Raw genomic sequence first — 13,208 nt, forward strand, 5'->3', positions numbered from 1 at the left:
TTCTACCAGACCTTTTCAAACACGCAAGCTGTCACCGAGACCGACCGTCTGCTAGGCTCCCGGCCCAATACGCGATTCCTTTGTAGGAGTGAGCCTGCTCGCGAGAGCGGTATTTCAGACGACATAAATGTTGAATGACAGACCGCTATCGCGAGCAGGCTCACTCCTACAAGGTTATGTGCCGAGCCATACCGCCCGTTTATAGAGATCCCCCCGCGTGCCCGACGCCATTCTGCGCCTCGCCCTGCCTTCACCCTTGCGCCGCCTGTTCGACTATCGAGCCCCGGCCGGTGTGCTGCGTGAGCAATTGCAGCCGGGCATGCGCCTGCGAGTGCCGTTCGGTCGACGCGAGATGATCGGGATTCTGGTCGAGGTCACGGACACCAGCGAAGTGCCGGTGGAGAAACTGAAACCAGCACTGGCCCTGCTCGACGCCACAGCGCCACTGCCACCGGCGCTGTTCAAGCTGTGCCTGTGGACGTCGCAGTATTATCAGCACAGCCTCGGCGACACCCTGAGCTGGGCGCTGCCAGTGCTGCTGCGCCAAGGCGAACTGGCCGAGGCCCGACAGGAGCGCTTCTGGTCGATCGTCCCCGGCGCCAGCCTTGATGATCCGCGCATCGCCCGCGCACCGCGCCAGCGCGAAGCACTGGCGACGCTGGCTCAACACCCGCACGGCGTCGCCCATCAGTTGCTGAGCAAACTGATGCTGAGCAAGGACAGCCTTGATCTGCTGCTGGCGAAAAATCTGGTGCAAGTGGAAATCCGCCGGCATGCACCCGGCGTGCGCCATGAACATTGGCTGGCACAGCCGGAATTGCCGCTGAACGCCGAACAGCGCGCCGCCTACGAGGCGATCCGCGCCGGCTTCGACAGTTATCACGCGTTCCTGCTGGCCGGGGTCACCGGCAGTGGCAAGACCGAAGTCTATTTGCAACTGATCCGCGAAACCCTCGAAGCCGGCAAACAGGCGCTGGTGCTGATCCCGGAGATCAACCTCGGCCCGCAGACCCTGGCGCGTTTCGAGCAGCGCTTCAACGCGCGCATCGCCCTGCTGCACTCAGCGGTCAATGATCGCGAGCGCCTCGAAGCCTGGCTCGCCGCACGTGATGGCGAGGCCGACATTATTATCGGCACCCGCTCGGCGCTGTTCACTCCGATGAAAAACCCCGGGCTGATCATCATCGACGAAGAGCACGACGGCTCTTATAAACAGCAGGAAGGCCTGCGTTACCACGCCCGTGATCTGGCGTTGGTGCGTGCGCGGCAGGAAAACATCCCGATCGTCCTCGGTTCCGCGACGCCATCGCTGGAAAGCCTGCACAACGCCTACACCGGCCGTTACGGCCTCCTACGCCTGAATGAACGTGCTGGCGGTGCCAAGCAGCCCCGCTTCCTGCGGCTGGATGTGAAAAGCCGTCCACTGGACAGCGGCATTTCCGGGCCGATGCAGCAAGCCATCGGCCAGACCCTCGCCAACGGCCAGCAAGTGCTGGTGTTCCTCAACCGGCGCGGCTTCGCCCCGACACTGTTGTGTCATGACTGCGGCTGGATGTCCGAGTGTTCGCGCTGCGATGCGCGGATGACTGTGCACCAGCGCTACGGCGAACTGCGTTGCCATCACTGTGGCTACGTCGAGCGCACACCGCGCCAGTGTCCGAAGTGCAACAAGGTTGATTTGCGCCCCGTGGGCGCGGGCACCGAACGCGCCGAAGAGCGACTGGCGATTCTGTTCCCCGATTATCCGGTGCTACGGGTCGACCGCGACAGCACGTCACGCAAAGACGCGATGAATCAACTGTTCGCGACGATCCAGAAGGGCCAGCCGTGCATTCTGGTCGGCACGCAGATGTTGGCCAAGGGTCACCATTTTCCAAGGGTGACGCTGGTGTCGATTCTGGATGCTGACGGCGGTCTGTTCTCCGGCGACTTCCGCGCCAGCGAGCGCATGGCGCAGTTGATCGTGCAGGTCGCAGGTCGTGCCGGGCGAGCGGAGGAACCGGGCAAGGTGATTATCCAGACACACCTCGCTGACCATCCTTTATTGGTGCAACTCACCGAACAGGGCTATTTCGCCTTTGCCGAACAGGCCTTGAGCGAACGACGGGCTGCCGGACTGCCACCGTTTGCGCATCTGGCGTTGTTGCGTGCCGAAGCGCACAAGCCGGGGCAGGCGGAGGGCTTTCTCGATGAGGCGTGCAGCGAAGCCGAGCGCTTGCTGACCGAGCAGAATCTGAGCGGGATTGAACTGCTCGGGCCAGTGCCGGCGCCGATGGAGCGTCGTGCTGGGCGTTATCGCGCGCAGCTGTTGTTGCAGGCGACAGCGCGGGCGCCGCTGCATCGGTTGCTGGCCAGTTGGTTGCTGGTGCTGGAGCAGATGCCGAGCGGGCGCGCGGTGCGCTGGTCGCTGGATGTCGATCCCGTCGATTTGTATTGAAGATCGAAAGATCGCCGCCTTCGGCAGCTCCTACAGGAAAATGCCTATCCCCGTGTAGGAGCCGCCGCAGGCGGCGATCTTTTGATCTGAATGTCACCACATATCCATAAGCTGCCTGCTAAGGTTGGCAAGCCCGTCTTCGCAACGGATAATGCCCAGTTTTTCCACCCGCGCATCGATGCGCCCGCCGCGCTTGCGGTCGAAAGAGAAGACCATGAAAGACACCATTCGCCAGCTGATCCAACAAGCCCTCACCCAACTCGTCAACGAAGGTGTGTTGCCTGAAGGCCTGTCGCCGGCGATCCAGGTGGAGAACGCCCGTGACAAGACCCACGGCGACTTCGCCAGCAACATCGCCATGATGCTGGCCAAGCCTGCGGGCATGAAGCCGCGCGATCTGGCGGAAAAAATCATTGCCGCACTGCCTGCCGACGAGAACGTCACCAAGGCCGAAATCGCCGGCCCGGGCTTCATCAATTTCTTCCAGAACACCCAGGCCTTGGCCAACCGCCTCGATGCCGCACTGGCTGATGCTCACATTGGCGTGCGCAAGGCTGGCCCGGCGCAGCGCACCGTGGTCGACCTGTCGGCACCGAACCTGGCCAAAGAGATGCACGTCGGCCACTTGCGCTCGACCATCATCGGCGACGGCGTGGCGCGCGTACTGGATTTCCTCGGCGACGAAGTGATCCGTCAGAACCACGTCGGCGACTGGGGCACCCAGTTCGGCATGCTGATGGCGTATCTGCAGGAAAACCCGATCACCAGCGATGAGCTGTCGGACCTGGAAAACTTCTACCGCGCCGCCAAGCAGCGTTTCGACGAATCCGCAGAATTCGCCGACCGCGCCCGTGGCCTGGTGGTCAAGTTGCAGGCCGGCGATGCCGAGTGCCTGGCGCTGTGGACCCGGTTCAAGGACATCTCGCTGTCGCACTGCCAGAAGATCTACGAACTGCTCAACGTCAAGCTGACCATGGCCGACGTGATGGGTGAAAGCGCCTACAACGACGACCTGATCAACGTGGTCAACGACTTGAAAGCCGCTGGCATGCTGGTCGAGAGCAACGGCGCCCAGTGCGTGTTCCTCGACGAATTCAAGAATGCTGACGGCGATCCGCTGCCGGTAATCATCGTCAAGGCTGACGGCGGTTACCTGTACGCCACCACTGACCTCGCCGCCGTGCGCTACCGCAGTGGCAAGCTGAAAGCCGACCGCGCACTGTATTTCGTCGACCAGCGTCAGGCTCTGCACTTCCAGCAAGTGTTCGCCGTGGCGCGCAAGGCCGGCTTCGTCACCCATCCGATGGAAATGGAACACATGGGCTTCGGCACCATGAACGGTGCCGACGGCCGTCCGTTCAAGACCCGTGACGGCGGCACCGTGAAGCTGATCGATCTGCTCACCGAAGCGCAGGAACGCGCCTACAGCCTGGTGAAAGAGAAGAACCCGGAACTGGCCGAAGACGAGCTGCGCAACATCGCCAAAGTCGTCGGCATCGGCGCGGTGAAATACGCCGACCTGTCGAAGCACCGCACCAGCGACTACAGCTTCAACTTCGACCTGATGCTGAACTTCGAAGGCAACACCGCACCGTACCTGCTCTACGCCTACACCCGCGTCGCCGGCGTGTTCCGCAAACTGGGCAAGGACTTCAGCGAAGTCGATGGCCAGATTGTGCTGGAAGCCGCACATGAGCAAGAGCTGGCGGCGAAACTGGCGCAGTTCGGCGAAGTGCTGAACAACGTGTCCGACAAAGGCACGCCGCACATTCTCTGCACTTATCTGTACGACGTTGCCGGTCTGTTCTCCAGCTTCTACGAGAACTGCCCGATCCTCGCCGCCGAAACCCCGGCCCAGATGCAGAGCCGTCTGCGTCTGGCCGCGCTGACCGGTCGCACCCTCAAGCAAGGCCTGGAGCTGTTGGGTCTGGAAACTCTGGAGCGTATGTAAGTTGGCTGCCAAGAAAAAACCTGCACCCAAGCGTGGCGCCAGCCGTTACCAAGCTCCTGCGAAGCAACCGATTCCGGGTTGGCTGTGGATGGCCATCGGCCTCACGGTCGGCGCGTTCATCGTGTTTCTGATGAAGCTGGAGCCGGGCAAGGGCAGCGACACGGTCAAGCGCGAGAAAGTCGAACAGGCGCAACAGCAGAAAGCGTCGAAGATCGCCGAGGCCAACAAGACCCCGCCGAGCCCGACGCAACCGGTGAAGCCGAAGTACGACTTCTACACCCTGCTGCCGGAATCGGAAGTGATCGTGCCGCCGGACGCGGTGCCGGAGAAGACCCTGCCGACGCCACAAGTGCCGGCCATCCCGACCACGCCAGTGACCCCGGCGGAAGCGGCGAAGATCGACACTGCGCGCGCGCAGGCAGCGTTGGCCGGGATTACCCCGCCACCAGCACCGCCGGTGAGCAAAGCGGCACCGGTAACCAAGTTCTTCTTGCAGGCCGGCTCGTTCCGCAAGGAAACCGATGCTGACAAGGTTCGTGCGCAGATCATTCTGCTCGGTCAGGCGGTAGCGGTTGAGTCCGGCACGGTGAAGGATGAAACCTGGTATCGCGTTTTGGTCGGGCCGTTCAGCAACCGTGAGCAACTGACTACTGCACAGAAACAACTGGCTGGCGCCGGCTTCAGCAACCTGTTGTTACAACAACGCCAAAGCCGCTGATCACCGCCGATCGTTCCCACGCAGAGCGTGGGAACGATCAGGTGCAACACGCCGCTCGTCCCCTCTGCCGCGCTACGGTTGAAATCCTCTCCAGCACCCCCATATGAATGGGCATAAGGCACTTTCGCCCCGCTGTGTGGAGACTCTTCCCTTGACCACCATCGTTTCAGTCCGCCGTCACGGCAAAGTCGTCATGGGCGGCGACGGCCAGGTTTCTCTCGGCAATACCGTGATGAAAGGCAACGCGAAAAAAGTTCGTCGCCTGTACCACGGCCAGGTCATCGCCGGTTTTGCCGGTGCTACCGCCGACGCCTTTACCCTCTTCGAACGTTTCGAAGGCCAGCTTGAGAAACATCAGGGCCACCTGGTGCGCGCCGCTGTCGAACTCGCCAAAGAATGGCGCACCGACCGCTCCCTGAGCCGCCTCGAAGCCATGCTCGCGGTCGCCAACAAGGACGCCTCGCTGATCATTACCGGCAACGGTGATGTGGTCGAGCCCGAAGATGGCCTGATCGCCATGGGTTCCGGCGGCGGCTACGCGCAAGCCGCGGCCAGCGCCCTGCTGAAAAAGACCGATCTGTCGGCCCGTGAAATCGTCGAAACCGCCCTTGGCATCGCCGGCGACATCTGTGTATTCACCAACCACACTCAGACCATTGAGGAGCAGGATCTCGCTGAATAAGCCTGACGCGGCCCTGTGCCACGGCTTGTTTCTGCTTGAGGACCGTCAATTACTATGTCCATGACTCCCCGCGAAATCGTCCACGAACTCAACCGCCATATCATCGGCCAGGACGATGCCAAGCGCGCCGTCGCGATTGCCCTGCGCAACCGCTGGCGCCGCATGCAGCTGCCTGAAGAGCTGCGTGTTGAAGTGACCCCGAAGAACATCCTGATGATCGGCCCGACCGGTGTCGGTAAAACCGAGATCGCCCGTCGTCTGGCGAAACTGGCCAACGCGCCGTTCATCAAAGTCGAAGCGACCAAGTTCACCGAAGTCGGCTACGTCGGTCGTGACGTCGAATCGATCATCCGTGATCTGGCCGACGCCGCGATCAAAATGCTCCGTGAGCAGGAAATGACCCGCGTTCGCCATCGCGCCGAAGACGCTGCCGAGGATCGTATCCTCGACGCACTGCTGCCGCCGGCCCGCATGGGCTTCAGCAATGAAGAAGCGCCGAGCTCCGATTCCAACACCCGTCAGCTGTTCCGCAAGCGCCTGCGCGAAGGTCAGCTGGATGACAAGGAAATCGAAATCGAAGTCGCCGAAGTTGCCGGCATCGAGATCGCCACGCCGCCTGGCATGGAAGAGATGACCAACCAGTTGCAGTCGCTGTTCGCCAACATGGGCAAGGGCAAAAAGAAAGCGCGCAAGCTCAAGGTCAAAGAAGCGCTGAAGCTGGTGCGCGACGAAGAAGCCGGGCGTCTGGTTAACGAAGAAGAGCTGAAGGCTAAGGCGCTGGAAGCCGTTGAACAGCACGGCATCGTGTTCATCGACGAAATCGACAAAGTCGCCAAGCGCGGTAACGTCGGTGGCGCTGATGTGTCCCGTGAAGGCGTACAGCGCGACCTGCTGCCGCTGATCGAAGGCTGCACCGTCAACACCAAACTGGGCATGGTCAAGACTGACCACATCCTGTTTATCGCCTCCGGTGCGTTCCACCTGAGCAAGCCGAGCGATCTGGTGCCTGAGTTGCAAGGTCGTCTGCCGATCCGCGTTGAACTCAAGGCCCTGAGCCCTTCGGACTTCGAACGCATCCTCAGCGAACCGCATGCCTCGCTGACCGAGCAGTATTGCGCGCTGCTGAAAACCGAAGGCCTGAACATCCAGTTCCAGCCGGAAGGCATCAAGCGTCTGGCGGAGATCGCCTGGCAGGTCAACGAGAAAACCGAAAACATCGGTGCCCGTCGCTTGCACACGCTGCTTGAGCGTCTGCTCGAAGAGGTTTCGTTCAGTGCCGGCGATCTGGCCAGCACCCACGATGAGAAGCCGATTCTGATCGACGCCGAATACGTCAACAGCCACCTCGGTGAATTGGCGCAGAACGAAGACCTGTCCCGTTATATCCTGTAGGTCACCGTCCCTGTAGGAGCTGCCGCAGGCTGCGATCTTTTGACTTGAGTTTGTTAAAAAGCAAGATCAACAGATCGCAGCCTTCGGCAGCTCCTACAGGGTGTTCCTCTAGTCGGATGACCTGCAATGACTACTATTCCTACCGACATCAAACTGCACAAAGCCTCGAAGACCCTGACGCTCACCTACGCGTCCGGCGAGGAATACACCCTGCCCGCCGAATTCCTGCGCGTGCACTCCCCCTCCGCCGAGGTCCAGGGCCACGGCAAACCGATCCTGCAATTTGGCAAGATCAACGTCGGTCTGAGCAAGCTGGAACCGGCCGGTCACTACGCACTGAAACTGACCTTCGACGATGGTCACGACAGTGGCTTGTTCACCTGGGATTATCTCTACGAGCTGGGGCGACGTTATGACGCACTCTGGGCCGATTATCTGGCCGAGCTCAAAGCCGCCGGAAAAACCCGCGACCCGAGCGAGTCGATCGTCAAGCTGATGCTCTAGTCCGAGCCTTGCGCTCATTAGAGGGCATTTTCTAAATTCATCTGTTTGAATGCTCTGCTGTGTGGCCGAGGATCGGCCTGCTTGCGAAAAAAATTAAACTCGGGTAACCAATGGAGCTGGCAAGTTCCCTGCAGTGCTCTACGACTGTAAAGCAGCTATGCAGAATTAACGGTCACCCGAGCAGTAGTACCTGGCATTGGCTGTGGAACTGCACAGCAGAAAACCGGGTACTCGTCTCAGGACAATGGAGCGTCGTAGATGAGTAACAAGAATAACGATGACCTGAAGTACCAAGCCTCGGAAAACACCCTGGGGCTTAATCCCGTCGTTGGGCTACGCGGAAAGGATCTGCTGGCCTCTGCTCGTATGGTGCTGAAACAGGCCATCAAACAACCGATCCATAGTGTCAGGCACGTCACTCATTTCGGCCTCGAACTGAAGAACGTGCTGTTCGGCAAATCCGAACTGCAACCGGCAGGCGATGACCGTCGCTTCGCTGATCCTGCGTGGAGCCAGAACCCGCTCTACAAACGTTATCTGCAAACTTACCTGGCGTGGCGCAAGGAACTTCATGCCTGGATCGATGACAGCAGCCTCTCACCCAAAGACATCGCGCGCGGCCACTTTGTCATCAACCTGATGACTGAAGCCATGGCCCCGACCAACACGGCGGCCAACCCCGCAGCAGTCAAACGCTTCTTCGAAACCGGCGGCAAAAGCCTGCTCGACGGCCTCTCGCATCTGGCCAAGGATCTGGTGCACAACGGCGGCATGCCTAGCCAGGTCAACATGGGCGCGTTCGAAGTCGGCAAGAGCCTCGGCGTGACCGAAGGCGCGGTGGTGTTTCGCAACGACGTGCTGGAGCTGATCCAGTACAAGCCGATCACCGAGCAAGTCCACGAGCGCCCATTGCTGGTGGTGCCGCCGCAGATCAACAAGTTCTACGTATTCGATTTGAGCCCGGACAAGAGTCTGGCGCGCTTCTGCCTGCGCAATAACGTGCAGACGTTTATCGTCAGTTGGCGCAACCCGACCAAGGCCCAGCGCGAGTGGGGCCTGTCGACGTACATCGATGCCCTGAAAGAAGCGGTCGACGTGGTGACCGCGATCACCGGCAGCAAAGACGTGAACATGCTCGGTGCCTGCTCCGGTGGCATCACCTGCACCGCCCTGCTCGGCCATTACGCGGCGATCGGCGAGAAGAAGGTCAATGCCCTCACGCTGCTGGTCAGCGTGCTCGACACGACGCTGGACAGCGACGTCGCCCTGTTCGTCGACGAGCAGACTCTGGAGACCGCCAAGCGCCACTCCTATCAGGCCGGTGTACTGGAAGGCAAAGACATGGCCAAGGTCTTCGCCTGGATGCGCCCGAACGATCTGATCTGGAACTACTGGGTCAATAACTACCTGCTCGGCAACGAGCCGCCGGTGTTCGACATCCTGTTCTGGAACAACGACACCACCCGCCTGCCCGCCGCGTTCCATGGCGACCTGATCGAGATGTTCAAAAACAACCCACTGATCCGCCCGAATGCACTGGAAGTGTGCGGCACGCCGATCGACCTCAAGCAGGTCACGGCCGACATCTTCTCGCTGGCCGGCACCAACGACCACATCACACCGTGGAAGTCCTGCTACAAGTCGGCGCAGTTGTTTGGTGGCAAGGTCGAGTTCGTGTTGTCGAGCAGCGGGCATATCCAGAGCATTCTCAACCCGCCGGGCAACCCGAAATCGCGCTACATGACCGGCGAAGAAATGGCGGCCAATGCCGATGAGTGGCAAGAGAACTCGACCAAGCACACCGACTCCTGGTGGCTGTACTGGCAGACGTGGCAGGCCGAGCGCTCGGGCAACCTGAAAAAGGCCCCGCTGAAACTGGGCAACAAAGCGTACCCGGCCGGTGAAGCCTCGCCGGGCACATACGTTCACGAGCGGTAACTGACACACCCGGCCCAATGTAGGAGCTGCCGCAGGCTGCGATCTTTTGATTCTGTTTTTACAATCAAGATCAACAGATCGCAGCCTTCGGCAGCTCCTACACAGGGGGCGGGGTGTACTTGAAATCCACAGGGCCTGACGCATGCCGCAACCGTTCATATTCCGTACCGTCGATCTGGATGGCCAGACCCTCCGCACGGCGGTACGCCCCGGCAAGCCTCACTTGACGCCCTTGCTGATTTTCAACGGCATCGGCGCCAACCTGGAGCTGGTGTTTCCGTTTGTCGCGGCGCTGGACCCGGATCTGGAAGTGATCGCCTTCGACGTGCCTGGTGTCGGCGGCTCGTCCACGCCTAATCGGCCATATCGCTTTCCCGGCTTGGCCAAGCTGACCTCGCGCATGCTCGATTACCTCGACTACGGCCAGGTCAACGTCATCGGCGTGTCGTGGGGCGGCGCACTGGCGCAGCAGTTCGCTTACGACTACCCCGAGCGCTGCAAGAAACTGGTGCTCGCGGCGACCGCGGCCGGTGCAGTAATGGTGCCGGGCAAGCCAAAAGTGCTGTGGATGATGGCCAGTCCGCGACGCTACATTCAGCCGTCCCACGTGATCCGTATCGCCCCGCTGATCTATGGCGGCTCGTTCCGTCGCGACCCGACCCTGGCGGCCAGCCACGCCGCGAAAGTGCGTTCGGCGGGCAAGCTCGGTTATTACTGGCAACTGTTCGCCGGCCTCGGCTGGACCAGCATTCACTGGCTGCACAAGATCCATCAGCCAACGCTGGTGCTGGCCGGCGATGACGATCCGCTGATCCCGCTGATCAACATGCGCATGCTCGCCTGGCGCATTCCCAACGCGCAACTGCACATCATCGACGACGGCCACCTGTTCCTGATTACCCGCGCCGAAGCGGTGGCGCCGATCATCATGAAATTTCTCCAGGAGGAACGTCAGCGCGCGGTGATGCACCCGCATCCGACACCGCTCGGCGGTTAACCCCGGCGGCAGGCTTTATGCAGGCCTTTAAAGAGTGCGCGGCAGGACGCCGCGCAGGCAGCAACCCGCAACAGCGTCTATGGTGTTCTGGTTCGGTGAGTTTGTTTTTGGCCTGAAGACGAAGGAGTGTTGAGTCATGCGCGACAAACCAGCGACGGGCGTAGTGCCCAGCCCCGCCGTGTTCATCAACGCACAAAGTGCGATCACCGGCCTGCGTGGCCGGGACCTGATCTCGACCTTGCGCAGCGTCGCCGCCCATGGCCTGCGCAATCCGATTCACAGTGCGAAGCACGCGTTGAAACTAGGCGGTCAATTGGGCCGCGTGCTGCTCGGCGAAACCCTGCACCCGACCAATCCGAACGACAGCCGTTTCGCTGATCCGGCGTGGAGCCTCAATCCGTTCTACCGGCGCAGCCTGCAGGCCTATCTGGCCTGGCAAAAACAGGTCAAAAGCTGGATCGACGAAAGCCACATGAGCGATGACGATCGCGCCCGCGCGCATTTCGCCTTCACCCTGCTCAACGACGCTGTGGCGCCGTCGAACACCTTGCTCAACCCGCTGGCGGTCAAGGAGCTGTTCAACTCCGGCGGGCACAGCCTGGTACGCGGCCTCAGTCATTTGTTCGATGACTTGCTGCACAACGACGGCCTGCCACGCCAGGTGACCAAACAGGCTTTCGAGGTCGGCAAGACCGTGGCCACCACCACCGGCTCGGTGGTGTTTCGCAACGATTTGCTTGAGCTGATCCAGTATCGACCGATGAGCGAAAAGCAGTACGCCAAGCCGCTGCTGGTGGTGCCGCCGCAAATCAACAAGTACTACATTTTCGACCTCAGCCCACACAACAGCTTCGTCCAGTACGCACTGAAAAACGGCCTGCAGACCTTCATGATCAGTTGGCGCAACCCGGATGTACGCCATCGCGAATGGGGCCTGTCGACGTATGTCGAGGCGGTGGAAGAGGCGATGAACATCTGTCGGGCGATCACCGGTGCCCGCGAGGTCAACCTGATGGGCGCCTGCGCTGGCGGCCTGACCATCGCCGCCCTGCAAGGGCATTTGCAGGCCAAGCGGCAACTGCGCCGCGTCTCCAGTGCGACGTACCTGGTCAGCCTGCTCGACAGCCAGATTGAAACCCCGGCCACCCTCTTCGCCGATGAACAAACCCTCGAAGCCGCCAAGCGCCGCTCGTACCAGAAAGGCGTGCTCGACGGTCGCGACATGGCCAAGGTCTTCGCCTGGATGCGCCCCAACGATTTGATCTGGAGCTACTTCGTCAACAATTACCTGCTGGGCAAAGAGCCGCCGGCCTTCGACATCCTCTACTGGAACAACGACAACACCCGTCTGCCAGCGGCATTTCACGGCGACCTGCTGGACTTCTTCAAGCACAACCCGCTGACCCATCCGGGTGGGCTGGAAGTGTGCGGCACGCCGATCGACCTGCAGAAAGTCACCGTCGACAGCTTCAGCGTCGCCGGCATGAACGACCACATCACGCCGTGGGATGCGGTGTATCGCTCGACCCTGCTACTCGGTGGCGAGCGGCGTTTCGTGCTGTCCAACAGCGGCCATGTGCAGAGCATTCTCAACCCGCCGAGCAACCCGAAAGCTGCCTATGTCGAGAACGGCAAGATGAGCAGCGACCCGCGCGCCTGGTACTACGATGGCAAACACGTCGATGGCAGTTGGTGGCCGCAGTGGCTGGAGTGGATTCAACAGCGCTCCGGCGCCCAGCACGAAACCACGTTTACCCTCGGCAACCCGAACTATCCACCGATGGAGGCAGCGCCCGGTACTTACGTGCGTGTGCGCTGACGCTTAACCGAACTTTTCTAAGAAGACTGGATGAAAACCCGCGACCGGATTCTCGAATGTGCTTTGCAACTGTTCAACGAAAAGGGCGAGCCGAACGTCTCCACCATGGAGGTGGCGAACGAAATGGGGATCAGCCCGGGCAATCTCTACTACCACTTCCATGGCAAGGAACCGCTGATTCTCGGCCTGTTCGAACGCTTCCAGAGTGAACTGGCGCCACTGCTTGATCCACCCTCGGATGTGGAACTGGCGCCGGAGGATTACTGGCTGTTTTTGCATTTGATCGTCGAGCGACTGGCGCAGTACCGCTTCCTGTTTCAGGACCTGTCGAACCTCGCCGGGCGCTTGCCAAAACTGGCCAAGGGCATTCGTCATCTGCTCAATGCGCTGAAGCGTACGCTGGCGTCGTTGCTCGCGCGGTTGAAGGCTTCGGGACAGTTGGTCAGTGATACGCAGGCGCTGGGGCAGTTGGTTGAGCAGATCACGATGACGTTGCTGTTTTCGCTGGATTATCAGCGGATTCTGGATCGTGAGGGTGAGGTGAGGCTGGTTGTGTACCAGATCATGATGCTGGTGGCGCCGCATTTGTTGCCGCCGGTGAAGGTCGCTACGGAGCGGATGGCCCTGCAGTACCTTGAAGATCACGACTGAGATCAAAAGCCCCTCACCCTAGCCCTCCCGAAACGTCGGACCGCCCGGAGGGAGAGGGGACTGATTGGGGGATGCTGATGAGCTACACCGACCTGAAAGGGTTTTGTTGAATCCATAAT

Annotated in this window: 11 protein-coding genes; 10 read left to right on the forward strand and 1 reads right to left on the reverse strand. The window is 60.7% G+C overall.

What is annotated here, in order from left to right; genetic code table 11:
- The first annotated feature begins 217 nt into the window (after nt 1-217).
- Nucleotides 218-2,437: a primosomal protein N' gene (locus AC0ZWN_RS22175; RefSeq protein WP_476336509.1), complete on the forward strand. Its 2,220-nt coding sequence runs from the start codon at nt 218-220 to the stop codon at nt 2,435-2,437.
- Between the two features lie 93 nt (nt 2,438-2,530).
- On the opposite strand, the gene AC0ZWN_RS22180 is transcribed toward AC0ZWN_RS22175, so the two are convergent.
- Nucleotides 2,531-2,653, reverse strand: a complete 123-nt coding sequence (locus AC0ZWN_RS22180) for a hypothetical protein (RefSeq protein ID WP_256579857.1) — start codon at nt 2,651-2,653, stop codon at nt 2,531-2,533.
- Between AC0ZWN_RS22180 and argS the strand changes: the two genes are divergently transcribed.
- The 9 genes from argS (at nt 2,652) to AC0ZWN_RS22225 (ending at nt 13,089) form a co-directional block, all read left to right on the forward strand.
- Nucleotides 2,652-4,388, forward strand: a complete 1,737-nt coding sequence (gene argS / locus AC0ZWN_RS22185) for an arginine--tRNA ligase (protein WP_476336510.1) — start codon at nt 2,652-2,654, stop codon at nt 4,386-4,388. The two genes, AC0ZWN_RS22180 and argS, sit on opposite strands and share 2 nt — an antisense overlap.
- Before the next feature lies 1 nt (nt 4,389).
- Nucleotides 4,390-5,106 (forward strand): SPOR domain-containing protein, encoded by a 717-nt coding sequence (locus AC0ZWN_RS22190; protein ID WP_007909385.1) that lies wholly within the window; start codon nt 4,390-4,392, stop codon nt 5,104-5,106.
- A 151-nt stretch (nt 5,107-5,257) separates the two neighbouring features.
- Nucleotides 5,258-5,788, forward strand: a complete 531-nt coding sequence (hslV, locus tag AC0ZWN_RS22195; RefSeq protein ID WP_016984593.1) for an ATP-dependent protease subunit HslV — start codon at nt 5,258-5,260, stop codon at nt 5,786-5,788.
- A gap of 54 nt (nt 5,789-5,842) precedes the next feature.
- On the forward strand, nt 5,843-7,180 hold the full coding sequence (hslU, locus tag AC0ZWN_RS22200) for an ATP-dependent protease ATPase subunit HslU (protein WP_064388878.1): 1,338 nt from the start codon (nt 5,843-5,845) through the stop codon (nt 7,178-7,180).
- 126 nt (nt 7,181-7,306) lie between these two features.
- Nucleotides 7,307-7,684, forward strand: coding sequence for a gamma-butyrobetaine hydroxylase family protein (locus AC0ZWN_RS22205; RefSeq protein WP_476336513.1), 378 nt, complete (start codon nt 7,307-7,309; stop codon nt 7,682-7,684).
- A 258-nt stretch (nt 7,685-7,942) separates the two neighbouring features.
- Complete coding sequence (gene phaC, locus AC0ZWN_RS22210) at nt 7,943-9,622, forward strand: class II poly(R)-hydroxyalkanoic acid synthase (protein ID WP_258709121.1); 1,680 nt, start codon at nt 7,943-7,945, stop codon at nt 9,620-9,622.
- Between the two features lie 142 nt (nt 9,623-9,764).
- Nucleotides 9,765-10,619, forward strand: coding sequence for a poly(3-hydroxyalkanoate) depolymerase (phaZ, locus tag AC0ZWN_RS22215; protein ID WP_034152967.1), 855 nt, complete (start codon nt 9,765-9,767; stop codon nt 10,617-10,619).
- 136 nt (nt 10,620-10,755) lie between these two features.
- On the forward strand, nt 10,756-12,438 hold the full coding sequence (gene phaC / locus AC0ZWN_RS22220; protein ID WP_476336516.1) for a class II poly(R)-hydroxyalkanoic acid synthase: 1,683 nt from the start codon (nt 10,756-10,758) through the stop codon (nt 12,436-12,438).
- 30 nt (nt 12,439-12,468) lie between these two features.
- Nucleotides 12,469-13,089 carry a TetR/AcrR family transcriptional regulator gene (locus AC0ZWN_RS22225; protein WP_093430069.1) on the forward strand — a complete coding sequence of 207 codons (621 nt, stop codon included), beginning with the start codon at nt 12,469-12,471 and terminating at the stop codon, nt 13,087-13,089.
- Nucleotides 13,090-13,208 lie beyond the last annotated feature (119 nt).

This window comes from Pseudomonas sp. 3B-A001-10F, assembly GCF_056313565.1.